Source organism: Epilithonimonas arachidiradicis, assembly GCF_003610695.1.
In the GTDB taxonomy this organism is placed as follows: Bacteria; Bacteroidota; Bacteroidia; order Flavobacteriales; family Weeksellaceae; genus Epilithonimonas; species Epilithonimonas arachidiradicis.
The window spans coordinates 75,962-101,376 of record NZ_RAQH01000001.1 but is presented as its reverse complement, the minus strand read 5'-3'; the positions used below and the strand labels follow the sequence as shown (position 1 = coordinate 101,376).

Below are 25,415 nucleotides of genomic sequence, written 5' to 3'. Positions count from 1 at the left end.
ATGAAAAGAAGCGCAAAAGCTGTTTGGAAAGGAACAGTAAAAGACGGAAGCGGCGTTCTGACAACGCAAAGTACAACGCTGAATGACACGCAATATTCATTCAAAAGCCGTTTTGAAGAAGGCGTCGGAACCAATCCGGAAGAATTGTTGGCGGCTGCTCATGCAGGATGCTTTACAATGAAAACTTCTGCTCTGCTGACAGAAGCTGGCTACATACCGGAAAGTCTTGAAACAGAATGTAAAATCAGTTTAATTGAAGGTAAAATTACTTTGTCAGAACTAGCCTTGAATGCCAAAATCCCCGGAATTTCCGAAGATGATTTCCAAAAAATTGCGAAAGATGCCAAAGAAAATTGCCCGGTAAGTCAGGCATTCAGTTTTGAGAAAACATTGACGGCAACTCTTGTTAATTAAAACTGTAAAAGCACAGATTTAATCCGATCAAAAAATGCAAAACCAAAGATATTCTTTGGTTTTTTTATTCAAAAATAGTATCTTGTCAGAATCAGAAAATTATCAATTTTAAATGTTAGAAAAGAAAGAACATCAGTATGAAAGAGCGGTTTTAGTTGGCTTGGTCACTCAAAACCAGGACGAAGATAAGCTGAAAGAATATATGGATGAGCTGGAGTTTTTGGCCTACACAGCCGGCGCTACAGTGGATCGAAGATTTACTCAAAAATTATCTCAACCGGACTCCAGAACCTTTGTCGGGAGTGGGAAAGCATTGGAAATCAAAGAGTATGTTAAGGAAAACGAAATCGGAACTGTGATTTTTGATGATGAATTGTCACCTTCCCAACTTAAAAATCTGGAACGTGAAATGGAAGTCAAAATCCTGGACAGAACCAATCTGATCCTCGATATTTTTGCGCAAAGAGCACAAACTTCTTACGCTAGAACTCAGGTTGAGCTGGCCCAATATCAATATCTCTTACCACGCTTAACCAGAATGTGGACCCACCTCGAAAGACAAAAAGGAGGAATCGGGATGCGTGGTCCGGGGGAAACGGAAATCGAAACCGACAGAAGGATTATCCGTGACCGAATTACTCTATTGAAAGACAAGCTGAAAACCATCGACAAGCAAATGTCAACCCAAAGACAAAACCGTGGAAAAATGGTTAGAGTTTCTTTGGTAGGTTATACCAATGTTGGGAAATCAACCTTGATGAATGCGTTATCAAAATCCGAGGTTTTTGCTGAAAATAAGCTGTTTGCAACCTTAGACACAACGGTTAGAAAAGTCGTGATTGGAAATCTGCCATTTCTTTTGACGGATACGGTTGGATTCATCAGAAAATTACCGACGCAATTGGTGGAATCCTTCAAATCGACGCTGGATGAGGTTCGTGAAGCGGATTTGCTGATTCATGTTGTGGATATTTCGCACGAGAGTTTTGAAGATCATATAGCATCTGTGAATCAGATTCTCCAAGAAATCGATGCACATCAGAAACCGATGATTATGGTTTTCAACAAGATTGACGATTTCAGTTACGAGAAGAAAGATGAAGATGATCTGACACCTGCATCCAAAAAGAATATTTCTCTGGAAGAATGGAAAAAAACATGGATGGCAAAATCCAAACATCCGACGGTTTTTATCTCGGCATTGACTAAGGAAAACTTCCCGGAAATGAAGAAAATGATTTATGACGAGGTTCACAGAATTCATATCTCCCGTTTCCCTTATAATGATTTCTTGTTTGAGTATTTTGATGATGAGGAATAGTAACCACAAAGACACCAAGCTTGCACAAAGATCACTAGGTAATTTGTGAACTTTGCACAAAACCTTGTGCATTGTTGTAAATATAACATAAAAACACACAATGAATGAAAACGAAATTGCCAAAATCATTTTTGATTTAGGTCTAAGAGTTCATAGAACTCTTGGTCCCGGTTTGTTAGAAAGTGCTTACGAAGAATGCCTTTTTTATGAAATCAGAAATTAGGATTGCGGGTTGAAAAGCAAAAAGCATTGCCGCTAATCTATGAAGAAGTGAAACTGGAAGCAGGTTACAGAATAGATTTGTTGGTGGAAAATAAATTGATAGTCGAAGTAAAATCTGTTGAGTCTTTGAATGACATACATCTGGCTCAAGTCTTAACTTATCTAAAGTTAAGCGGTTGCAAATTAGGTTTACTCATCAATTTCAATATTAATTTATTCAAAAATGGTGTCCGTCGAGTTATCAATGGCAATTTATCATAATTAATAATTAAAAATAACCTTGAGACTTTTGTGGAAACTTTGAGTCTTTGTGTTTAAAAATAAAAAATAAATGGAGTTATATTACTCATTTTCAGTTCTTATCGTTTTAGCATCGTTATTTGCTTACATTAATTATAGGGTTCTCAAACTACCAAGTACAATCGGGATAATGGTCATTGCGATTATCGTTTCTGTAACATTGGTTGCATCTGGGGACAATTTTTTACCCAAAACAACAAGTCATCTTACCAGGTTGATCAACAACTTCGATTTTACTGAGGTTTTGATGGGCGCGATGTTGAACTTCCTGCTTTTTGCAGGAGGAATCCACGTCAATATCAAAGATCTGAAAGAACAGTTTGGTCCGGTTGTCATTTTTTCAACAGTTGGTGTTATCATTTCAACATTTGCGGTCGGTTTTGGAACATATTATCTTTTGCCGCTGGTAGGTGTTCAGATGCCTTTGATTTATTGTTTGGTTTTTGGCGCATTAATTTCGCCGACTGATCCCGTTGCGGTTCTCAGTATCCTAAAGCAAGCGAATGTCTCCAAATCGTTAGAAACCAAAGTAGCAGGCGAATCTCTGTTCAATGACGGTATGGCGGTCGTGGTTTTCACAGTTATATTACAACTGGCTATAGGTAAAGAGATCGATTTGAATGTCGAAAATATCGGGTTGCTTTTGCTTCGTGAAGCGGGTGGCGGTTTGCTTCTTGGTGTTCTTCTCGGTTATTCGGCGTCCAGAGCAATGCGTGTTGTGGATGATTATATAATTTCTGTATTGATCACATTATCAGTGGTTATGGGTGGTTATCTGATTGCCCGAGAAATGCACATTTCTGCGCCTTTGGCGATGGTTGCTGCCGGATTATTTATGGGAAATTTCAGCGAAAGTTTCAAAATGAAATCAGAGACGCAAGACTATCTCATCAAATTTTGGGAATTGATTGACGAAATTATGAACGCTGTTCTATTCCTGTTTATCGGGTTTGAATTGTTGTTAATCAAAGACTTAAATGAATATTTAGTAGCAGGTGGAATTTGTATTCTAATCGTTTTATTGGCGCGTTGGGTAGCCATTTTCCTTCCGACAAAATTTATGGCTTTCAAATACCGATTCAGTCCGCAGACTGTGAAGGTTTTGGTCTGGGGCGGAATCCGGGGTGGTGTTTCCATTGCTTTAGCTTTATCGATTCCTGTGAATGAATATAGTCAAATTATAATTAGTATTACTTATTGTGTAGTTGTGTTTTCAATTATAGTTCAAGGATTGACGATTGCGAAAGTTGCGAACCCTAAGAAAATTGCTACCGAAGAAAAAATCATTGAACAAACTCTTGAAGAGACTCATTAAATGAAAGTTATCGATATAAAACACTGGAAAAGAAAAGAACATTTCGAATTTTTTTCCGGGATGAAAAGTCCTTATTTTGGAATCGTTACCGAAGTAGATTGTACAGAAACTTATCAATTAGCCAAAGATAACAACCAATCTTTCTTCGCCCATTATCTTCATAAATCGATGAAGGCCATTAATTCGGTAGAGGAATTTGGTTATAGAATTGTAAATGATGAAGTTATAGCATTTGATATCGTTCACGTTGGTTCTACGATTGGGAGAAATGACGGAACGTTTGGCTTCTCTTACTTCGAATATTCTGATGATTTTCAAATATTTAACCAAAATTTACAGAAAGAAATTGATGAGGTTCAGAATTCAACAGGTTTAAGAATCAGAAATGAGGAATTGCCACCAAATCATATTCGACATTCTACAATGCCTTGGACCAATTTTACAGGTTTGCTTCATCCGACAGATTTTGACCCAAAAGAATCAATTCCTAAAATTGTCTTTGGAAAATTCTCTGAAAAGAATGGACGGAAAATGTTGCCGATTTCTGTGGAAGCGCATCACGGTTTGATGGATGGTTTTCATCTTGCAAAATATTTGGAAGAATTTCAGAATCAATTAAATTTGAAAAAATATTAAAATTTCCATTTAATGATGAAACAAATAATAGTTTTCTTTAGTTTACTTCTTTATGTATCTGCTTTTTGTCAGATCAATACTGAAGAAATTAAAAAAAAAGTTTTAGAAAACCCTAAAACTTATTATTACGATTATTTAGAAATCTTCAAAATGGAACCTGCTAAACTGACTCAGCAAGAATTGAATCAAATGTATTACGGAAGCAGGTTTATAGAGTCTGAATATCAAATGCGAGATTATAATCAGGATTATGAAAAGATTTGGAAATTGGCAAAATTAGGAATGTCAAAAAATAAAGCTTTGAAAATTGTTGAAGATGCTCAGACAAAATATAATAAGAATCCATTGTTAAAAGGTGTTGCTTTAGAATTATCTTATATTTACAAAGCTTTAGGTAATAAAGAGAAGAGCGATTTATATTATTTACAAAATGATTTAATAGACCAAACTATAGAAAATAGTGGCACAGGAAAATCAGAAGATTCTCCAATATGTGTTATACGTGCTGGAGATATGATAAGTAAAATCTCAAGTTTGCCAAGAGCCTCAAAACCTTCTGACTTTAAGCAAAAAATGACAGATTTGGCAGATGGAAGCATATTAACAACTTATTCGGTTGGAGATTCTAAAATTTATATAAAATTGGTCGGCGGATTTTGATGGAAATATTAGACGATATAAAACAAGCTCTCCAGGTTCTTGCTATTCCCGAAAAAGCAGAATTCTTTCCCAGATTTTTCAAAACGGGAAAAGGCGAATATGGCGAAGGTGATGTATTTATCGGCGTAACTGTTCCGGACCAAAGAATAGTAGCAAAAGAATTTTACAATAAGATTTCTCTTGAAGAATTAAGTGAATTGTTGTCTTCCAAAATCCACGAACATCGTTTGACTTCTTTATTGATATTGGTTTACAAATTCGAGAAGATTAAGGATAAAATTCAGCAAAAAGAAATCATCGATTTTTATCTGAAACATACAAAACACATCAATAACTGGGATTTGGTTGATACATCGTGTTATAAAATTTTGGGTCGGTACTGTTTTGAAAATCAAGATTCTAAAATTCTTGAAAAACTGTCAGATTCTGATGATATGTGGGAAAAACGGATGGCAATTGTTGGAACAATGTTTCACATTAAGAAAAGAGAATTTGAACCGACGAAAACATTTGCCTTGAAAAATTTGAAACATCCACACGATTTGATGCACAAAGCCAACGGCTGGCTTCTTCGCGAAATGGGAAAAATGAACGAAACCGAATTGTTGAACTTTCTGGATCTTCATTATAAAGAAATGCCAAGAACTTGCCTGCGTTATGCCATTGAAAAATTAGATGAACAACTTCGGCAAGATTATTTGAAAGGTAGAATTTGAGAATCAACATTTTCCCGAAATTACTCATAAAAATTAGTTTACTAAACATCTACACTGTGAAATTTATTTTAAAATATAGTTTTATTTTCTTTGTTTTTCTCAGCTTGACAAGTTGCTTTGATATCATCGATAAAATTAGTTTGAAAGCTGATGGAAGCGGAGAATATTCTGTAATTCTGAATGCCAGCAAAAGTAAAACACGCCTGCAATCTATCTCCAAAATGGAAACCATCAATGGTAAAAAAGTTCCCAAGAAATCAGAAATCGATAAAAAACTGAATGACGCTTCTGCTATTTTCAAAACTGTTTCGGGAATCAGTAATGTGAAGACGTCTTTCGATGCAGAAAATTATATTATTAAACTGAGTTGTAATTTCAAGAAAATTGAAAATATCAATGCTGGTTTGGAATTGTTGAAATCTAAAAATGTTATTGGAAAAATGATTCCGACTCAGCTTTATAAAAATAATTCATCGGAGAAAATATTGGTGAGAAATAAAATTTCCAGTTTCAAAACCGAATATGATAAAATGAGTTCTGCAGATAAAGAAGTCTTTACTAATGCGACTTACACATCGATTTTACAATTCGAAAATCTGATAAAATCTCAAACCAATTCTGAATATAAAATCTCACCCAACAAAAAAGCAATAAAATTGGATGGAACAATTTTAGATTTTATCCTTCAGAAAAAACAAGTTCAAAATACTATTACGCTGCAATAAAAAACAACAAACTATGAAATCAAGTTTACAGAAAGTTCTATTCCTATTTTTATTATTCTGTTTCAGTTTTGCTATTTCGCAAAGCAGAATTCAGGTTCCGGACAATGTTTTGTTTTATATGGAGGTCAATGGAAAACAGTTGAATGGCAAAGTTGACTGGCAGAAACTCAATCCAATTCTTCAAGAATTAAATAAAAATAGTACTGAAAAACCAACCTGGAAAGACTTTTCTGATGTTGGGATAGAAAATGATGCAAAGCAGTATCATTATGCTACTTTCAATGATACTGTGAAAACTTATACAGCACATTTGATTTTGAAAGATTCTAAAAAATTCCTGAATTTCCTGAATACTTCTGCCAAAAAAGAATTGGAAGTAACCAAAAAAGACAAATATTCTTACGTTAATCTTAATAATGAATCTTTTGTTGCGTGGAATGATAAAAAAGCGGTGATGAGTCTAATCACTTACACCAAAAAAATTCCGAACGATTTTTGGGATGACAAAGTTGCAGATAGCGCTGTTGTAGTCGTAGATTCTGTTGCGATGGACGTTGATTCAGTTGCTATTGATTCAGCTTATTATGAGCCAGAAAAACCATTTGATTACAAAGAAGAAATCAAATATCTGAAGGACGAAATCAAGTATCAGAGAGAAGATATCAAAGAACATCAACAGGAAATTGCGCGCATCCAAAAGGATATCAAGTATCTTGAAAAGCATCACAAATATCCGGAAGAAAAAAATACGGAAACGGCCGAACCTGAAGAGATTGCATCCGCAAAACCTACAGAAGAATATGATGAGGAAGCGGAAGATCTGGCTTATCGGAAAGAGTTGGATTCTATAAAAGCTGCAGATTTTAAGATTCTAAAATCCTTGGCTGAAATGGATTTTGACCGCTATTTCAATTCTGGAGAAGAGATAGAAGTTCCGAAAGAAATGGTTGCCTTCCAGGATCAGAACTCGGATGTTTTTGCTTTCCTTAATTATGGTGAGGTTTTCCAAAATGGGATTTACAAAAAAATGATGAGTACTTACAAATTAGGCGGTTTTATCGATAATTTTTATAATTCTAATACTTTCTACAATCTTTATTTTGAAAAGAATAAAGTGAGGTTGATCAGCAATTATCAACATAAGAATGCCGAGATTCAGAAAAATATGGCTGCGGTTTACAAAGACAAAAAGAATAAAAAACTGACAGCTTTGATCAATGACAAAAGTATAGGTTATTACGCTATCAATATCGATGGATACAAGTATTTTGACTTGATGTACAGTTTCTTTGAGAATAATTCTGATGATAATTCCAAATATCAGAAAGAACTGGAACTTGTATTGGAAACCGTAAAAATTGTACTGGACGAAGAAGCGATTTCTAAAATTGCGCCAGGCAACGGAATCTTTGTTCTGAATGAGCTCAACACCAAAAAAGTAGAGTACACGGATTACGAATATGATGAAAACTACAACAGCAAAGAAATCAAAAAGATGAAAGATGTTGTGGTTCCGGATTTTACATTTGCTTTTGCAACAGAGAATGAAAATTACTGGAAAAGAGTGTTCAACGTGTTGACTTCCAGCAAAGAGTTGTCTGAGAAATTTATGAGAAACGGTGATATTTATTTCTTTAAAAATGATGCCAAAAATAGTACCTATATCGATCAGCTTTGCTTTACGGCAAAAGATGGAATCGTCTATCTCACAACTTCTCCAGCTAACCTGGCTGTTAAGAAACAATCTGTGATGGCGGAGAAACTGGCAAAAGATACAGCCAAGTTTCCGGTTTCCGGAAGAATGGATATGAAAAGATTCTTGAATGGTCTGGAGCAGGAATTCAAAACAACATCTGACAAGAAAACGATGGATCTTCTCAGAAAAAATATGGGCGATATCGATTTCAAATCGGAACCGAAAAAAGGAAGCATCGAGACAGAAATCAATTATACAACACCTAATTCTTCGGAAAACAGTTTGATGTATTTCTTTGATTTTTGTCGTGATATTATGAAAAATATGGATTCTGTAAAAACAGTGTCGCTGTAGATGAAAATTAGAATATTCCTTTTTGTACTCGTCATTTTGGTTGCTGTCGTCGGCTATTTTTTCTGGTCTCTCAAGGACAAAGATTTGAAGCTGATACCTCAAAATACAGATGTTGTGGTTCTGATAGATGTCAAAAAAACGAAGGAGCAATATTTTCTGGATTGGTTTAAAAATCCTTCCCAATGGTTCAAAGAATCGGGCAATAAAGTTTCATTAACCCAAGCAGGAGTCAAAATACCAGACTATATCCAGATTTTTCATTTGAAAGATACCGCTTTTTCCGAATGGTACAGTATTTTTGAAATTACTAATAAAGATGATTTGCTTAAATTTTTGAAAAATCAAGGATTCAAATCCGCAGAAAACAGTCTCTATAAAAAAGATCAAATTTCAGTAAAGGTTGAGTCTTCGAGATGTGTCGTAGGTTTTTCCAATTCGGGTTTTAATGAGAGATCGCGTTTGATTCTTAATTCTAAAAACAAAAACTTCTACGCCGATCAATTGATTAATAATACGGTTGCGAGTGTTTCTTATTTTGCAAAATCCAAGATTCACAATTTTGCGGTCTATCTGAATGACGACAACATCGAGATCAAAACCAAAACTGTTAATGATGTTTTTTCATCAACTGTTGCAGATCTTGAAAAGCAGGCTCAGTTTCTTCAACTTCATCTGGATTCTAAAAATGCTAAAATAGCGTCGGAGATATTCTGTAAAGGTGTTGATGATTCTGTTCAGATTAATTCAATTGCAGCCGTCGCTGATTTGGAAATGGTCAATGATAAAATTGTAAGCTACAGTTACGATGAGAATTTTAACCAGATTGAAAAAGTCAGCTATCAGAAGCTGGTACAACCTAACTATTCTATCAATTTTGAGAGTTGGGAACCCCAAAAGCTCTGGTCCCGTTTTCAGGATAAAAAATGGATTAATGCACAAAATCAGTTCACAGCAATTCCTTTTCAACCCAATCTTATAGAACAAAAAGGGAATGAGATTGTCATAAGATCGCTTAGAAATCAGATCGAACAGCCTCAAAAACTTTCCGGCAGTTATGTTTTTATCAGAAATAGTGATCTGTTAGTTTCGTTGATTGGTTCCATTTCAAAGTCCGAAGCTAAGGCAATCTCGGATTTGGACTATGTTTTCTACGGCAACAAAGCAGATTATTATGAGATAAAACTGAAATTCAAAAACAATAAGTTGCCATTCTATTTACGCTAGCTCAATGAATCTTTCTGACATTCTAACATTAAAAACAATCATCCATTATTTTCTGCATTTTGGTTTTCCAGTTGTGTTGGCTTACGTTTTTTTTAAGAAAGATTGGAAAAAAGCTTATTTCATAATGCTTGGGACAATGCTCGTAGATGCGGATCATTTGCTCAGCACACCGATTTTTGCACCGGACAGATGCAGTATCAATTTTCATCCGTTTCATACCTATTGGGCGATGGGCGTATATTTTCTGCTGTTATTTTTTAGAGGCATTCCAAGAATTATTGGCGTTGGTTTGCTCTTTCATATGTTGACGGATTGGATAGATTGCCAGTTACATCATCTGAGTTTTTGAAATTATTAGGGCAGCTTAATCCGCCTGTAGTTTATCGTGAGCTTGTCGAAGGGCTCCCAATCTTTTTTGCAGACAATTTCAGGTTCAATAACTTTTGTACACGCAAAAAAGGATTTCCGCTCAAGTCGGGCTGCGTGCGATTCAACGTTCAGAAGTGTGTTTTTTTGATAAGTTTTACGCCTTTGCAAACCTTAAAGCATTTAGTGATTTTAAAAAAAAACTTTGTGGACTTTGCGTTTAAAAAACTCTAATTTCTTCTAGCATTCGACATTTTGAAGCTCATAATTCTGGCGATATTCAGCGCTCTTGCGATGGCGTTTTCAGCATTTTCGCCTTCAAAATTATCGTGAACCGTTTTCTCCCAAATCTGTAACCAACGATTAAAATGTTTTTCTTCCATAGCCGAAACTTCATTGATTGGAAAGTGTTTCGCCATTGGATGACCTTCATAAACAGGATTCCCTAAAAGAATACTTTCCCAGAAATTATACATTTTCAGAAGATGCTTGCCGAGGTCAATTTTTGCTACATCCGTAAAAAAGAATCCTATCACATCATCTTTAATAACCTGGTCATAGAACGCTTTCACAAGAAACTCCACATCAGCTCTGGTTGTAATATCTTTCATAATCCGATATTTTGTTCGATCAAAGTTATCGCTTTTTGAATAAGCTGGAAATAAGATTAATGTCAGCTTTTGTTCAAAAAACCATTAATTTTGCAAAATGGACCTTGATTTATATAAAAAGCAGGCGCAACAAAAACAAAAAGAGCATAAAAAGTTTTTAGAAGGACTCAAAAAGAAACCGCCTAAAAATCTGGACTATTTGGTTTTGGAAAAGCACGAAGAAACATTTGAAAAAATCGATTGTCTCAGTTGTGCGAATTGCTGTAAAACTACAGGTCCGCTTTATACCGAAAAAGATATCGAAAGAATCTCAAAACACCTGCGGATGAAGCAAGCCGATTTTGAATCTAAATTTCTGAGAGTAGATGAAGACCACGACAAAGTGCTCCAAAACTTACCTTGCTTTTTCCTGAATGACGACAATACTTGCTCAATCTATGATGTCCGTCCAAAAGCTTGTAGAGAATATCCGCACACAGACCGGAAAAAAATCTATCAGATTAATAATCTTACACTCAAAAATACTTTGATTTGTCCCGCAACATATGTTTTTGTGGAAAAAATGAGAGCTATTTTAGAAAAATAATTGTCCTAAAGTTTTCCCAAAAATCTTATAATTTCCGAATTTAACATAATATTGGTTTAATGTTTGGTGTTGATAATCAACACTAAATAAAAGTATTATGAAAAAGTTAATAGCAGGCGGTCTGATGATTTTCGGAGCTATGTTTGTTACCGCACAGGTAACACCGCCACAAGACACCTCGAGAACAAATAAGACGAGTAAGGAGAAAAAGATGGACAAAATGAATCAGAAAGCTCCCCAAACGGTTCAACCCAACGGAATGAACAGGACGGTTGATACTGCAACTATCAATAACAGGTCAAAAATGCAGAGCAATCCGGACAGACTGAGACAAAAGCAAACTTTGCCGGATAATGGAACAATGCAAAGCCCGAACAACACCTTACCAAATAATGGAACTTTGCAGAATCCAAGTCCGACAAATCCAAACAATTCTACCAATCCTCAACAACCTTTAGGGCCAAATAGTCCTACCAATCCAAATCCACCAAGATAGGATTTTAAACTTAAAAAAGACCAGAGTATAATTGCTCTGGTCTTTTTATTTTATAAAAATTGGTTTGATATTTGGCTTTGTTAAAATCATCAAAATAAACAATATGAAAAAGATAATCACAACCGTTGCTGCCTTAGCTTTCGGTACAGTTTTTATAACTGCTCAAACGACAAAGAAAACTGAAACAAAATCAACCACAAAAAATGTTGAATTGAGGTCTAAAAAGTATGTCAAACAAAATAATGCACCGAAAATGGTGGATACTGCTAATATAGAACACAGGCAAAAGAAAGCAGACGAGAACATAACCAAACCGGATGCACCACACGGAGATGGGCTGACCGATGAAGCTACTAAACCATCACAGATACATCCACGGCCAGGACAAACAGAATAAAAAACCAGAGCAGTTCGCTCTGGTTTTTTTGTGATTTATGATTTCCACTCAACCACTGCCTTGATGAAGGCTTCGGCATTTTCTACAGGAATATTCGGTAAAATCCCGTGTCCGAGGTTGACGATGTATTTATCCTTTCCAAAACGGTTAATCATCTCGTGAACCATTGATCTGATGACTTCCGGTTTTGAGTGCAGTCTTGACGGGTCAAAATTCCCCTGCAAAGTCACAGCATTATTTGTGAATTGTCTCGCTAATTCAGGTGTGATTGTCCAGTCCACGCCGACTGCAGACGCTTTAGATTTTGTCATTTCATCTAAGGCAAACCAGCAACCTTTCCCGAATACGACAACGTGAGTCAATGGCGCCAGCGCTTCAACAATTTGATTGATATATTGCCAGGAAAATTCCTGATAATCCGCCGGCGAAAGCATTCCGCCCCAAGAATCAAAAACCTGAACAGCAGAAACACCTTTCTCCACTTTTCTTTTAAGGTAAGCAATTGTTGTATCTGTGATTTTCTGCAATAATTTATGCGCTGCTTCTGGTTGCAGAAAACAAAATGATTTCGCAATATTGAAATCCTTTGAGCCTCTACCTTCGATACAATAACAGAAAATCGTCCAAGGCGAACCAGCAAATCCAATCAACGGAATCTCGTTGTCCAATTTTTCCAAGGTCATTTCTATCGCATCAAAAACGTAACCCAAAGTGTCATTCACATCAGGAACAATGACGTTGTCAACTTGTTGAGCGGTTCTGATAGGTTCATCCAGCCAAGGCCCAACCGATTCTTTCATTTTGAAATCGATGCCCATTGCCTGTGGAACTACCAAAATATCGGAGAACAAAATCGCGGCATCCAGAGGAAATCTTCTAATCGGTTGAACCGTGATTTCCGAAGCCAATTCCGGCGTTTGACATCTTGTGAAAAAGTCATATTGGTCACGCAAAGCGATGAATTCCGGCAAGTACCTTCCGGCTTGTCTCATCATCCAGACTGGCGGTCTTTCCACGGTTTCTCCGCGAAGTGCCTTTAAATATAGGTCGTTTTTAATCATTTTTATAGTTTAGTTTGTAATCAGATTACAAATTAATTTTATCATTAATTCTTTATCGTTAGGATTACTTTGTGCAATCAGTAATGCCAAAGCGGTTAACGCATTATCGTTGATTTTTTTTTCTCCATTTTTTTTAAGGAGATGTTTGTTTTTTTCTAGAAACCAAATGAAAATAAAAGCTCCAATTCTCTTGTTACCATCAGAAAATGGATGATTTTTAATAATAAAATATAATAAATTAGAAGCTTGTTCTTCAATGGTCGGATACAAATATTGGCTGTCGAACGTCTGAGTAATACTTTTCAATATTCCTTCGAAAGTTTTATCTTTTTGATTTCCAAAAAGTTCAGAGGCTTCTTTCTTTTTTATTAATTCTTTTTTTAGAACTTCAATCGCTAAAACGGACTCATTGTAATCAATCTCGTAAGTGATATTCTCTTCAAGGTGATTAAGTTCTAATGAAGAGCTGTCAAATTGATTAAGTAGAATAAAACTTTTTGTATAATTGTTTAAAATGTTAAGCAATCCTTTAGCTTCAGAAAGATGACTGAGCTCGGTCGATTCAGCATTTTCTATTATATTGATAATCTTTTCGAGTTCCTGTAATCTTTTGGTATTAATGCTTACACCTTCTAATAGATAGTCTTTCAGTCTTTGAGAAGCCCAAATTCTAAATTGTGTTCCTTGTTTGGAATTAACTCGATAACCAACAGATAAGATTGCATCTAAATTGTAATAGTCAACTTGATAAGTTTTGCCATCCAAAGCAGTTGTTGCATATTTTGCAACAACTGATTTTTTTTCTAATTCTTCCTCTTTGAATATATTTGATAAGTGTCTAGATATTACGGATTTATCTCTTTGAAAAAGTTCTGAAATTTGATTAAGACTTAACCAAACGGTATCTTTCTCAAACTGAACTTCAATTTGAGTATTACCACTTGAGGAAGTATAAATTTCTATAGATTTCATTATCAAATCACTGGAACTTGAGCTATTGCAAAATATGCAACAGTTGATTTTAAATATTAATTTTAATCAAATTCAACAAATCAGCTAAAGTATTTTTCGAGCTTGTAATTATTTTATTATCAGTTAGTTTTTCTAATTCAGAAGTTGTGGTTTTTCCAATCGAAAAAATCTTCATACCATCCAATTGATTAAACTTCACAAAACTACGAACTCCGCTCGGACTGAAGAAAACTATCGCCTGATATTTCTCATCGATTTTCGGATAGAGTAGTTCGGTCTTATAAACAGGGATTTTTTTGTAAGAAATATTTTGCAGTGGCAATTTCTCATCTAAGATGTCAAGTGCAATGTTCCCGCAAAAATGCAGGAATTTTTCATTCACAGAATTTTCGGTGATGAAGTGAGATAACTCATTTGCATTTTTACAAAGCTTAAAAGTTCCGAAATTATACTTTCTTAGTTCCTTTTTGGTTTGCGAACCAACAACGTAGATTTTGTTGTAATTTTTGGGTTCAGTAAAATTTTCGTTTGGTAAAAATCCGTTTTCGAAAAATGCTTTCACACCATTCACGCTTGTGAAGATCAAAGAACTATTTTTTAAACCGAAGGATTTAGTTTTGATAAATTCGGTTTTAATCACTTCTACAAAATCGACCGACACTTCGACTCCGCTCAATGTGACAGCTCCCAACTTCTCAGAAACTTTTTCTTGATCCAGTGATTTTGTAAAAAGGATTTTCATTATGGGATTTTAACACAAGGTACACAAAGTTTTCCCGAAGAACACAACGCTTTATTTTCAATTGTGTGCTTTGTGAAATTCTTTGCGTCTTTGTGGTTTAAAAATTACAAAGATTTTTTAATTTCCTCCATCAATTCTTTTCCACCGTTTTCTAAAACTTTGTTGGCTAATTTTTCGCCAAAGTTTTCGGAATCGTTCCAATCAAAAATTTCATCCGTTTCGATACAGTTTTTCCCGTCAAGCGAACAAAGTCTTCCGAGGAATCTAATTTGTCCGTTAACCATTTCAGCTTTTGCTCCAATTGGAGCAGTACAACCACCTTCAAGGGTTTTCAGGAACTCCCGTTCTATCGTCACGCAGATTTCAGTTTCTTGATGAGAAATTGATTTTAAAGATTCGTTTAATTCTTCATTATCAGACAAACTTGCAATCGCAACTACACCTTGCGAAGGTGCTTGCAATAAGAACGGAATCGGCTCATAATGAACATCCAGATTCATTCTCTTGATTCCTGCCAAAGAAAAAATCGTAGCGTTGGCAATGCCGTCATCCAATTTTTTCAGACGGGTCTGAACATTACCTCTGATGTCTGTGAATTCGGTTTCAGGAAATTCTTTCAGCCAAAAAGCCCGTCTCCTCAAACTGCTGGTTGCGATTTTCAAAACTTCTAAATCCAAAGGTTCTGAATCATTATTTCTCACCAAAACATCTTCCGGGAAATCTCTTTCCAAAACAGCAGTAATTTGAATGTTTTGTGGCAATTGTGTCGGAACATCTTTTAGAGAATGTACGGCAATATCAATTTCCTTATTCAATAAAGCGATATCCAGATCTTTCGTGAAAACGCCGGTAATCCCAAGTGCATAAAGCGGTTGGTCAAGATTTTTGTCCCCGGAACTCAGGATAGGAACAATCTCGGTTTCAAAACCTAATGCATTAAGTTTTGATTCAACTTCGTGAGCCTGCCACATTGCAAGCGGACTATTTCTCGTCCCTATTCTTATTGTGTTCATCAGATTCTTGTTTATGGATATCAAGGATTTCTTCCATTAGTTTTGTCACTTCATCAGCCCGCAAAGGATTTTCCAGGATGTATTTTGCAAATCGATTGGTTAGTTTCTGCACCAGCTTGTTAGACAATTCCATATCTTCAATCTTCGCATAATTGAATTTTTTATGGATGTTGTGCATCTCATTTTCTTCGATTTTTTTCAGCGTATTCTTAAAATGATTGATGTTGGGTGCCAGCTTTCTCTTTTTCTCCCATTCCACAAACTCCTTCGCCATTTCCTTGATAATACCTTCAGCTTTTGGGATTTCCTTCTTGCGCTGTTCCATTGTTGCCTTGATGGTTTGCGACAGTTGGTCCACATCTATCAAAGTCACATTGTCCCAATTTCCAATTTCCTTCTGAACGTTATTCGGGATTGATAAATCGATGACCAGCATTGCTTTATCTTTTGGAAAATTAGTTTCATCAATGATATATTTCTGAGCGCCGGTTGCTACAATCAGAACATCAGTTTGCTTCAGCTCCTCGGGAAAACTATTGAAATCGATTTGTGGAATATTGTATTTATCAGCAATTTTTTCCGCTTTTTCAAAAGAACGGTTGGCTATCTTGATTTTAGGCTGATAGATATGTTTTACGAGATTTTCAATTGTATTTTGTCCAATTTCTCCAACGCCGAGAAGTAAAATGTTTTTCTCGTGGATGTGTCTCGTATTATTCAATATATAATGAACGGCAGCATAAGAAACCGAAGCAGTACCTGTGCTGATTCCCGTCTCATTTTTAATTCTTTTCGAAATCTGAATGGATGAATTAATCGCACGTTCCAAATATGGATTAGAAAAATCTTTATATTTTTTGAACCGATGATAGGCGTTCTTGATTTGGGAAACAATCTCAAAATCCCCGATTATCTGGCTCTCCAAACCTGCGGCCACACGGAAAAGATGAAACAGCGCATCTTCTCGCTGGATAACGTTGACATAGTTCAGAAATTCTGAAAGACTGACGCCAACAGTGTTGCAGTACAATTCTGCAATATGAAGGTAATTTTTGGTCGTTGAATAAATCTCAGTTCTGTTGCAGGTAGAAACTACAAAAGCGTCACCATAATCCTGTTCGTGGATCTGATTGACAAAAGATTTGATATGCTCATCAAAAAATGCAAATTTTCCACGGGTTTCCGCATCAGCTTTTTCATAACTAATGCTGAGAACGGCAAAATCAGATGTTTGATGGAATTTATTTTTTTGACTCATTTTCAGTTGGCAAATTTACGATTTTTAAAACTAAGCTTGATGATGAATGTCATTTTACCGAATTGATAAAATCTATAAAACCTGTCTAAAATTATCTGAGATATAAAAAATTATTTAATGATATTAAAGTTTTATAGCAGGTGAATTAATTGAAGTTATTTTTAGAGATTTTGAGCATTTTATTTAGGGCAAATTTTAAGGAAATTTTAACCAAAATATTTTGAATTCAATATATAGAATGAGTCTAAATTTATATCTTTGTAAACTTAACAATTATTGAACGGAAATGGGTTTATTGGATATGTTCACGCAGGAGATTGCGATTGACTTAGGTACGGCGAATACGCTAATTATACATAACAACAAAATCGTTGTGGATCAGCCTTCTATCGTTGCGATAGAGCGCTCATCCGGCAAGCCGATTGCTGTTGGAGAACAGGCAAAACATATGCAGGGGAAAACTCACGAGGATATCAAAACAATCCGCCCGTTGAAGGATGGTGTTATCGCAGATTTTCACGCTTCCGAACATATGATTAAGGAATTTATCAAACAGATTCCTGGTATCAAAGGAAAACTTTTTCAACCCGCATTAAGAATTGTTATTTGTATCCCGTCCGGCATTACTGAAGTAGAGAAAAGAGCGGTAAGAGATTCTGCCCAGAAAGTTAATGCGAAAGAAGTTCGTTTGATTTATGAGCCAATGGCGGCTGCAATAGGAGTTGGGATTGATGTTCAGAAACCGGAAGGTAATATGATTATCGACATAGGTGGCGGAACAACAGAGATTGCTGTGGTTGCACTTGGCGGAATTGTTTGTGACAAATCTGTGAAAATCGCAGGTGATGTTTTCACAAACGACATTGCTTATTACTTAAGAACGCATCATAATTTATATATCGGGGAAAGAACGGCTGAAAGAATTAAGCTGGAAGTTGGTTCAGCTGTTGAAGAACTGGACGTTCCTATTGATGATATTCCTGTACAGGGTCGTGATTTGATTACCGGAAAGCCGAAGGAAATTATGGTCAACTATAAAGAAATTGCCAAAGCGTTGGATAAATCAATCATCAGAATCGAGGATGCAGTCATGGAAACTCTTTCTTTGACTCCTCCGGAATTGGCGGCTGATATCTACAAAACAGGTATTTATCTTGCTGGTGGTGGCGCTCTTTTGAGAGGTTTGGCAGACAGACTTCACAGAAAAACAGGACTTCCTGTTTTCGTGGCAGAGGATCCGTTGAGAGCTGTTGTAAGAGGAACTGGGATTGCTCTTAAGAATATGGATAAATTCAATTTCCTAATTAAATAATACAATTATCTGTAAAATATGAATGATGAATTTGACAGTGTCAAATAACATGTCATTTATAATTTTTCAATTATCATTTATAACTTAGATGGGTGCTTTGCTGAGATTTTTTTCCAAGAATGCATTATTTGTGTTCTTTATATTCTTACAATTGGTCGCAATTGTATTGATATTCAGCAAAAACTCAATGCAACAAAGTTTTTTGGCGGCAAAAACAGCGGCCTTCAATTCTTGGGTTTCAGGTTACATCGATGAAGGAACTTCTTATTTGAAACTGAAGCAAATCAACGAGGACCTTGTTGCTCAGAACAAAGCTTTGATGAAAGAACTTTACGGAAAGGAAAAGTTGGACAAGCCTGTTTTCCGAAGAGTCTATGATACCATTGGCGGCGGACAGATTTATACATTCGTTGACGGAGAAGTTGTTTTCAACAGCATCAACAGAAAAGATAATTATTTTACCATCAACAGGGGACGTCTGCAAGGTGTTAGTTCCAAAATGGGTGTGATTGCGCCACGTGGAATTGCCGGAATCGTCATCAATACAACAGATAACTATTCGTTAGTTCAGTCGGTTTTGAGTATGAACAAAATCAAAATCAGTGCTGCGCTTAAAAAATCGGGCTATTTTGGAACATTATCCTGGAAAGGTGATGATTCCCGAACAATGACTTTATCTGATATTCCGAAATACGTTCCACTGAAAGTTGGAGATACTGTTGTGACGGATGGTAAATCCTCAATTTTCCCTGCCGGGATTCTAGTAGGGACAGTTGCCGGTTATGAAGTGGATAGCAAAACCGGTTTTTGGGATGTTTCAGTAGAGCTTAGCGAAAAAATAGGAAAGCTGAGCACCGTTTACGTGGTAAGAAACCTTAAAAAATCTGAGGTTCAGAAGATAGATGATACTTTAAAAGCTCAAATTAAAAAAGATGGTCAGTAGAAACATTGCATCCGACTTGCTTTTGATAGCGTTGCTCACGGCTTTTCAGGTTTTCATCTTGAATAGAATTGCTTTGTTTGGGCAATACATTCCTGTGCTTTATCCTGTTTTTGTCATGTTCTATCCATTTTTCCGAAATCAATTCCAGTTTTTAGGATTGAGTTTTTTATTGGGATTATGTGTAGATGCATTCTTAGGGACTTGGGGAATCAATGCATTTGCAACAACGGTTATCGCTTATTTTAGAACAATTATATTCAGAACATCGACTGATACAACTACGGATTTTTTCTCTTTCCAAAGTATCCAGTGGACACAGTTCATCTTTTTTATCATAACCAGTATTTTTATCCATCAGTTTTTGGTGCAGTACATCGAGTTTTTTAAACTTGACAGATTTTTTGAAATTTTATTTAATGTAATAGTTACCAGTATAATCTCGTTTGTATTTATATTAGCTTATACATTAGCCTTTAAAATCAAACAAAAAGTCTGAACCGAAAAAATGTCTATCCAAAACCAAAAAATACGCTCTTTGAAGTCGAGGTTGCATATGTCCTCTGAAAATATAGAAAAGTACATATGAAATCACAATATCTTAGAATCATTCTCGCTCTTTCTATTATTGCATTAATTTTTATTGCAAGACTTTCTTATTTACAATTGTTTACGGATAGATATGCGCTTAATGCGGCTAACACATCCATTAAAATAGAATACGTCATTCCGCCAAGAGGTGTTATTTTTGATAGAAATGGGAAAATATTGGTTGGGAATCAGCCTGCATTTGAAATTTCGTACACCGCGGCACTTCTTAAACCTGATTTTGATACGATTGGTTTTTGTAAATTATTGAATATTTCCAAACCCGATTTCATCAAAACGATGAAAAATATTGAGAAGGAAAAATATTATTCTAAGCTCACGCCAATGACTTTTATGAAAAATCTAAGTCGTGAAGATATGGCGAGAATCCAGGAACTGATTTTTAAATATCCCGCATTTTCAATTGTTCCGCGTCCACAAAGACAATATGAAATTAATACTTCAGGAAACCTTTTGGGCTATACCAATCAGGTGAATGATAACGATATCAAGAAAGATTCATTGTATTATTTACCGGGCGATATTGTTGGGAAAAGTGGCATAGAGAAAGCTTACGAAAAAGAACTCCGAGGCGAAAAAGGAATGAAATATATTCAAAAAGATATTCGCCAAAGAAGCATTGGTTCTTATAAAAACGGAGAACTTGACAAAGAAGTTGTAACTGGGAAAGATTTAACCTTAACCATTGATTACGACTTGCAAAGAATGGCTGAGGAAATGTTAGTCAATAAACACGGTGCGGTTGTGGCCCTTGACCCCAATAATGGCGAAATCTTGACAATGGCAACAGGGCCAGATATCGACCCAAATCTTTTTACAGGTCCAAACAAATCCAGAAACTTATATCGATTAGCCAACGATACCATCTACGAAAACAAACCGACGTTTGACCGTTCTGTTCAGGCAGCTTATCCGCCGGGTTCTACGTTTAAATTGTTGACGGCTTTGGCGGCTATGCAAATGGGGGTGATGACAGATAAAACCGTTTTTCCTTGTGGTGGAGGTTTTAATTACAAAGGTTTAAGAATCAAAGGGCACGGTGGCGCAGACCCGTTGATCCCGTCTATCCAGGTTTCCAGCAACTGTTATTTTACATATGCTTATCTGAATATCATCAACAAATATCCAGGTAATCCTTCCAGAGGCGTAGATGAGTGGAAAAAGATTCTCAATAGTTTTGGTGTTGGAGAATTCCTGAATAATGACCTGGCGGTTGGCGCAAAAGGCAGAATACCTTCCGGTGAATTCTATGAAAAAAGAATGGCATCCATCTATAAGGCCAGTGGTTCTAAGAAAGATCCTAAAAATTGGGATCCTCTAGCTACCGGAGCAGTTTTCAATGGGATGGGGCAGGGTGACGTCCTACTGACACCAATCCAGATGGCGAATTTTGTAGCGGCTATTGCTAACAAAGGCTGGTATTATACGCCTCATATTGTTAAATCGATTGACGGAAAACCAAATCCTGATCCCAGATTCAAGAAAAAACATATGACAATGGTTCAGAATCCTCAGTTCTATAATGTTGTGATCCAGGGGATGGAAGCTGTAATGTTAAGAGGAACAGGAAGAAGCCTGATGTCAAAAGATTTTACCCAACTAGCAAAAACAGGAACTGCTCAGGTTCCTCAAGGAAAAGATAATTCGATTTTTGTCTTGATTGCACCGGCTGATAAACCGAAGATTGTAGTTGCTGCGGTAATGGAGCATGCAGGATTTGGTGCTACCTGGGCAGGCCCAGCATGTACAACGATTGCTGAAAAATACATAACCGGAGAACTGAAAAGAGAACATCTTTACAAAAAAATGATTACCTCGAGCTTTATGCCAGAATATAAGCGACAGTACATTGCTGATATGAAACGCAAAGGCTGGTACAAAGAGCCACCGAAAGATTCTGCTCAGTTAAAGAGAATCAAAGATAGTCTGCAGGCCATTGAAAATAAAAAATTGAAAAAAGACAGCTCTAAAGTTAAACCATTAAAATCCGGTGCAAGATGAAGTGGGCAGAAGGGATCGATAAATTAGGAATAACGCTTTATATTTTACTGTGTGTTTTTGCTATCATAAATATCTATAGTGTGAAAGCAGAGCTAGGGCAGAAGCAGTTGATATTCTTCGGCATCTCTTGCTTTGTCGGGTTGATTATCTTTTTTATGAGAACCAAATTTTTCGAGAATATGTCGGCCATCATTTATGTGGGTGGTGTTTTGCTTTTGGTTGGATTGTTCCCTTTCGGAACAGAGATTCTAGGGCAAAAAAACTGGTACAAATTCGGAGGGTTCACCATGCAGCCGGTTGAGTTTGCAAAAATAGGAACGGCCCTTATGCTAGCAAATTATGTTTCCAATCAGGATTTCAATATTAATAATCAACGTTCATTAATTACATCTTTGGCAATCATTGCCATTCCGGGCGCAGTGGTTTTGATGATTCCGGATGTAGGATCCCTTTTGGTGTTTGTAGCGTTTGTCATTGCCTTGTATAGAGAAGGTCTGTCTGGAAAATTATTCCTAGTCGGAACTTTGTTTGCGGGCGTTTTCCTTATTGCCAATTATCTCAACGATCCGCTCAAGATCAGTCTTTGGTATTTCACAATAATCATTCTTATTTTGGGAGCAATTTGGTTTGCGTTTAATGTATTTCTTCTCAATAAAAATGTTTATTCATTGCTGCCTGCAGTTGGGATCATTATTTTATTAGCGGGATTATCTATAGTTTCACCAATTGTTTTCGAAAAGTTACCTAAGCACCAGCAGGAGAGGGTGGAAGTGCTGTATAAAGGCGAAAGAGAATTCCGTGATACATCGGGGTACAATTTACTTTATTCCAAAACGGCCATTGGCTCTGGTGGTTTGACGGGGAAAGGTTATAAACAGGGTTCTGTAACTCAGGGAAAATTCGTTCCGGAGCAGGAAACCGATTATATTTTTTGTACCGTTGGGGAAGAATGGGGTTTTTTAGGGAGTACAATTCTTATTCTTTGTTATGCCATTTTCATTGGTCGGATTTATTATCTCGCGGAGAATCAAAAATCAACATTTAATCGGGTTTTTGGATATTGTTTCGGCTCCATTTTATTAATTCATTTTGTCATTAATCTTGGGATGGTTATGGGGTTGTTCCCGACGGTTGGTATTCCGTTGCCGTTTTTCAGTTATGGAGGAAGTTCGCTTTTGGCATTCTCGATAATGACTTTTATTTTCTTTAAGCTCAATTACGCAGACAAAAACAGTCTTGTTTAATTAGAATTTATTTCAACGATAATATATTAGAAAATCCAAATTTATATATCAGTTTGGTTAAATTTTTGATGCTCGTTTTTTTTAAATGATCATTTTAAAAACAATTTTATGAAAAAAACAATTTTCTCTCTTGTTCTTTTGGGAACAATCGGGTTTATGAATGCCCAGCTCAATCTCGGAAACATAACCAAAGCTGCAGGAAAAGGCGTTTCTGCTTTAACATTTACCAATGCAGATGCGGTCAAATTATCCAAAGAATCCGTTGATTGGATGGATAAAAATAATCCGGTTGCTGGACCAAAAGATCCTTACACAGTACGTCTAAACAAGCTTTTTGCAAAACACAAATCCCAGGACGGACTCAATCTCAATTACAAGGTTTACAAAGTGAAAGACATCAATGCCTTTGCCTGTGCAGATGGAAGCGTGCGGGTATTTTCTTCTTTGATGGATATTATGACAAACGATGAGCTTCTTGCAGTAATTGGTCATGAGATTGGTCACGTGAAGAACGAGGACACCAAAGATGCCATCAAATCGGCTTATTTGAAAGCGGCAGCCCTTGACGCGGCTTCTGCATCTTCCAAAACGGTGGCTACGCTTAATGACAGCCAATTAGGTCAAATGGCCAATGCAATTATGGATGCGTCTCACAGCAAAAAGCAAGAGTCTGAGGCCGATACTTACTCTTACGATTTTATGAAGGCTAATGGTTACAATGTTGTAGGTGCTTATACTGCTTTCAAAAAATTAGCTTTGTTGTCAGAAGGCAGCCAGCAGTCAGGTTTTCAGAAGATGTTCAATTCACATCCTGATAGTGCAAAAAGAGCAGAAGCAATCAAAAAAAGAGCAGAAAAAGATGGTCTTTGGAAAGATCCCGGAACTGTTACTTTACCCACTGCAAAGTTGACGAAATAAACAAAAGCTGCCGAAAGGCAGCTTTTTTATTAAAGTATACTCATTTGAAAATTTTTAATTTGGGCAGCAATTTCCGCCCGAGTTTATCCTGAGCTTGTCGAAGGGTTCGCAAACTCAGGTCGGGCTGCATAAGATTTTACGTTCCAGAGTAATGCTTTAAAAAACAAATACTCCCCAGGTCTCAGATTAGAACTATTCTTTCCATAATTGATATTGAAAACTTTCACAATGAATAATTCTCGGAGATTATCTGCAATAACATTAGTATCAATGGAATCACTAATTTTTATCAAAAGATTTAAAATGCAATAATAGAAGACGGAATTGTGAATGCTAGACAGAATAATTATATTTACAATGATGAAACCCTAATGGACATGCGAAAATTCTGTATTCTTTTTATTCCCCTATTCACGATTTCTGTGATATATGCTCAAAATCAAAGGTTTACTTATGAATATTCTTTCAAGATGGATTCACTAAACAGAGAGTCTGTTGAAAAAGAGATAATGTATCTCGATGTTACCAATAGTGGTTCTAAATTTTATAGCGCTTTGTTGCTAACAAGAGATTCGCTTTTCTCTGCGGAGCTTGAAAAGGGAAAGCGGTCACAGTCTATAGAAATCGATTTGAGAAAGATTAGACGACCGAAGGTTAATTTCAAGGTTTCTAAGCGTTATCCTGATTTGGAAACAGTTTACCACACATCGCTGAATGCCAGCAATCTGGCTCTGAAGGAAATGAACAGAATGCATTGGATCATCTCATCTGAAACCAAAGACATCGAAGGTTTTAAAGCTCAGAAAGCCCAAACTACCTTTGGTGGCCGGCGATGGACAGCCTGGTTCACGAATGACATACAGTTACAGGACGGACCTTACAAATTCTGTGGATTGCCTGGTTTGATCCTGCATGTTGAGGATGATAAAGGTGATCATGTGTTCCGCCTTATCGGAAGTCAAAAAATGGATGTTATGCCAGAACTTTTAGATTCTAAAATCAATGAAATTTTTGTTACGAAACAGAAGTTCGGTCAGCTCTGGAAAGAATATAAAAATGATCCGGCCAAGAATATCAAGCAGATGCATAGCTCTTCTGAACTTTCTGATACCATTATTTATGATTATGATAAAAACCCGTTAACCAAACAGGAGCTTATAAGAAGAAAGGAACAGAGAGCAAAGGAAGTTTTTAAAAAGATGAATAATTTTATAGAGTTGGATCTTTATAAATAGAAGTTTAACATACTACTTCAAAATAAAAAACCGTCTCAGCAATGAGACGGTTTTTACTTTATAGAAATAAT

At 36.2% G+C, this 25,415-nt stretch carries 27 protein-coding genes and 1 pseudogene; 21 read left to right on the top strand and 7 right to left on the bottom strand.

Going from position 1 to position 25,415, the window contains the following annotated elements:
- The 11 genes and pseudogenes from BXY58_RS00510 to BXY58_RS00460 all read left to right on the top strand — a co-directional run bounded on the left by BXY58_RS00510 (position 1) and on the right by BXY58_RS00460 (position 9,932).
- Positions 1-414, top strand: coding sequence for an OsmC family protein (locus BXY58_RS00510; protein WP_120211854.1), 414 nt, complete (start codon positions 1-3; stop codon positions 412-414).
- Between the two features lie 112 nt (positions 415-526).
- A complete protein-coding gene (hflX, locus tag BXY58_RS00505; RefSeq protein WP_120211853.1) occupies positions 527-1,735 on the top strand; it encodes a GTPase HflX in 1,209 nt (402 codons plus the stop codon).
- Positions 1,736-1,835: 100 nt separating this feature from the next.
- Positions 1,836-2,218 (top strand): annotated as a pseudogene (locus tag BXY58_RS00500) (GxxExxY protein).
- A 70-nt stretch (positions 2,219-2,288) separates the two neighbouring features.
- Positions 2,289-3,572, top strand: a complete 1,284-nt coding sequence (locus tag BXY58_RS00495) for a cation:proton antiporter (RefSeq protein WP_120211852.1) — start codon at positions 2,289-2,291, stop codon at positions 3,570-3,572.
- Positions 3,573-4,208, top strand: coding sequence for a chloramphenicol acetyltransferase (locus BXY58_RS00490; RefSeq protein WP_120211851.1), 636 nt, complete (start codon positions 3,573-3,575; stop codon positions 4,206-4,208).
- A 12-nt stretch (positions 4,209-4,220) separates the two neighbouring features.
- Positions 4,221-4,868 (top strand): DUF4919 domain-containing protein, encoded by a 648-nt coding sequence (locus BXY58_RS00485; protein ID WP_120211850.1) that lies wholly within the window; start codon positions 4,221-4,223, stop codon positions 4,866-4,868.
- Positions 4,868-5,584 (top strand): DNA alkylation repair protein, encoded by a 717-nt coding sequence (locus BXY58_RS00480; protein WP_120211849.1) that lies wholly within the window; start codon positions 4,868-4,870, stop codon positions 5,582-5,584. The genes BXY58_RS00485 and BXY58_RS00480 overlap by 1 nt, the downstream gene beginning before the upstream one ends.
- A gap of 56 nt (positions 5,585-5,640) precedes the next feature.
- Positions 5,641-6,309, top strand: coding sequence for a hypothetical protein (locus BXY58_RS00475; RefSeq protein ID WP_120212500.1), 669 nt, complete (start codon positions 5,641-5,643; stop codon positions 6,307-6,309).
- 13 nt (positions 6,310-6,322) lie between these two features.
- Complete coding sequence (locus BXY58_RS00470; RefSeq protein WP_120211848.1) at positions 6,323-8,359, top strand: hypothetical protein; 2,037 nt, start codon at positions 6,323-6,325, stop codon at positions 8,357-8,359.
- Complete coding sequence (locus tag BXY58_RS00465) at positions 8,360-9,583, top strand: hypothetical protein (RefSeq protein ID WP_120211847.1); 1,224 nt, start codon at positions 8,360-8,362, stop codon at positions 9,581-9,583.
- A 4-nt stretch (positions 9,584-9,587) separates the two neighbouring features.
- Positions 9,588-9,932 (top strand): DUF6122 family protein, encoded by a 345-nt coding sequence (locus BXY58_RS00460; protein WP_120211846.1) that lies wholly within the window; start codon positions 9,588-9,590, stop codon positions 9,930-9,932.
- A gap of 247 nt (positions 9,933-10,179) precedes the next feature.
- Here the strand turns inward: BXY58_RS00460 and BXY58_RS00455 are convergent, their stop codons facing one another.
- A complete protein-coding gene (locus BXY58_RS00455) occupies positions 10,180-10,560 on the bottom strand; it encodes a group III truncated hemoglobin (protein ID WP_120211845.1) in 381 nt (126 codons plus the stop codon).
- 97 nt (positions 10,561-10,657) lie between these two features.
- Between BXY58_RS00455 and BXY58_RS00450 the strand changes: the two genes are divergently transcribed.
- From BXY58_RS00450 to BXY58_RS00440, 3 genes are all read left to right on the top strand, one after another.
- Positions 10,658-11,146, top strand: a complete 489-nt coding sequence (locus tag BXY58_RS00450; RefSeq protein ID WP_120211844.1) for a YkgJ family cysteine cluster protein — start codon at positions 10,658-10,660, stop codon at positions 11,144-11,146.
- Positions 11,147-11,243: 97 nt separating this feature from the next.
- Complete coding sequence (locus tag BXY58_RS00445; protein WP_120211843.1) at positions 11,244-11,642, top strand: hypothetical protein; 399 nt, start codon at positions 11,244-11,246, stop codon at positions 11,640-11,642.
- Positions 11,643-11,745: 103 nt separating this feature from the next.
- Positions 11,746-12,039 (top strand): hypothetical protein, encoded by a 294-nt coding sequence (locus BXY58_RS00440; RefSeq protein ID WP_120211842.1) that lies wholly within the window; start codon positions 11,746-11,748, stop codon positions 12,037-12,039.
- Positions 12,040-12,074: 35 nt separating this feature from the next.
- Here BXY58_RS00440 and hemE read toward each other — a convergent pair whose 3' ends face one another.
- The 5 genes from hemE to hemA form a co-directional block, all read right to left on the bottom strand.
- Positions 12,075-13,100 carry a uroporphyrinogen decarboxylase gene (gene hemE, locus BXY58_RS00435; RefSeq protein ID WP_120211841.1) on the bottom strand — a complete coding sequence of 342 codons (1,026 nt, stop codon included), beginning with the start codon at positions 13,098-13,100 and terminating at the stop codon, positions 12,075-12,077.
- Positions 13,101-13,109: 9 nt separating this feature from the next.
- Positions 13,110-14,072, bottom strand: coding sequence for a virulence RhuM family protein/type II toxin-antitoxin system death-on-curing family toxin (locus BXY58_RS00430; RefSeq protein WP_120211840.1), 963 nt, complete (start codon positions 14,070-14,072; stop codon positions 13,110-13,112).
- A gap of 49 nt (positions 14,073-14,121) precedes the next feature.
- On the bottom strand, positions 14,122-14,814 hold the full coding sequence (locus BXY58_RS00425; protein ID WP_120211839.1) for a uroporphyrinogen-III synthase: 693 nt from the start codon (positions 14,812-14,814) through the stop codon (positions 14,122-14,124).
- 104 nt (positions 14,815-14,918) lie between these two features.
- Positions 14,919-15,827: a hydroxymethylbilane synthase gene (hemC, locus tag BXY58_RS00420; RefSeq protein WP_120211838.1), complete on the bottom strand. Its 909-nt coding sequence runs from the start codon at positions 15,825-15,827 to the stop codon at positions 14,919-14,921.
- Entirely contained in the window at positions 15,796-17,085 is a 1,290-nt protein-coding gene (hemA, locus tag BXY58_RS00415) for a glutamyl-tRNA reductase (RefSeq protein ID WP_120211837.1), read from the bottom strand. Before hemA ends, hemC begins: the two co-directional genes overlap by 32 nt.
- Positions 17,086-17,371: 286 nt before the next feature.
- Between hemA and BXY58_RS00410 the strand changes: the two genes are divergently transcribed.
- The 6 genes from BXY58_RS00410 to BXY58_RS00385 all read left to right on the top strand — a co-directional run bounded on the left by BXY58_RS00410 (position 17,372) and on the right by BXY58_RS00385 (position 24,109).
- Positions 17,372-18,397: a rod shape-determining protein gene (locus BXY58_RS00410; RefSeq protein WP_072996932.1), complete on the top strand. Its 1,026-nt coding sequence runs from the start codon at positions 17,372-17,374 to the stop codon at positions 18,395-18,397.
- Between the two features lie 88 nt (positions 18,398-18,485).
- Positions 18,486-19,340, top strand: a complete 855-nt coding sequence (gene mreC / locus BXY58_RS00405) for a rod shape-determining protein MreC (protein ID WP_120211836.1) — start codon at positions 18,486-18,488, stop codon at positions 19,338-19,340.
- Positions 19,330-19,836, top strand: a complete 507-nt coding sequence (locus BXY58_RS00400) for a rod shape-determining protein MreD (RefSeq protein WP_120211835.1) — start codon at positions 19,330-19,332, stop codon at positions 19,834-19,836. Before mreC ends, BXY58_RS00400 begins: the two co-directional genes overlap by 11 nt.
- Before the next feature lie 86 nt (positions 19,837-19,922).
- Positions 19,923-21,947 (top strand): peptidoglycan D,D-transpeptidase FtsI family protein, encoded by a 2,025-nt coding sequence (locus BXY58_RS00395; protein WP_120211834.1) that lies wholly within the window; start codon positions 19,923-19,925, stop codon positions 21,945-21,947.
- Entirely contained in the window at positions 21,944-23,191 is a 1,248-nt protein-coding gene (gene rodA / locus BXY58_RS00390; protein ID WP_120211833.1) for a rod shape-determining protein RodA, read from the top strand. Before BXY58_RS00395 ends, rodA begins: the two co-directional genes overlap by 4 nt.
- A gap of 108 nt (positions 23,192-23,299) precedes the next feature.
- Positions 23,300-24,109: a M48 family metallopeptidase gene (locus tag BXY58_RS00385; RefSeq protein WP_120211832.1), complete on the top strand. Its 810-nt coding sequence runs from the start codon at positions 23,300-23,302 to the stop codon at positions 24,107-24,109.
- An 83-nt stretch (positions 24,110-24,192) separates the two neighbouring features.
- Here BXY58_RS00385 and BXY58_RS00380 read toward each other — a convergent pair whose 3' ends face one another.
- Positions 24,193-24,402 carry a hypothetical protein gene (locus BXY58_RS00380; protein ID WP_120211831.1) on the bottom strand — a complete coding sequence of 70 codons (210 nt, stop codon included), beginning with the start codon at positions 24,400-24,402 and terminating at the stop codon, positions 24,193-24,195.
- Between the two features lie 78 nt (positions 24,403-24,480).
- Here BXY58_RS00380 and BXY58_RS00375 point away from each other — a divergent pair, with 78 nt between their 5' ends.
- Positions 24,481-25,344, top strand: a complete 864-nt coding sequence (locus BXY58_RS00375; RefSeq protein ID WP_120211830.1) for a GLPGLI family protein — start codon at positions 24,481-24,483, stop codon at positions 25,342-25,344.
- The last annotated feature ends 71 nt before the right edge of the window (positions 25,345-25,415 follow it).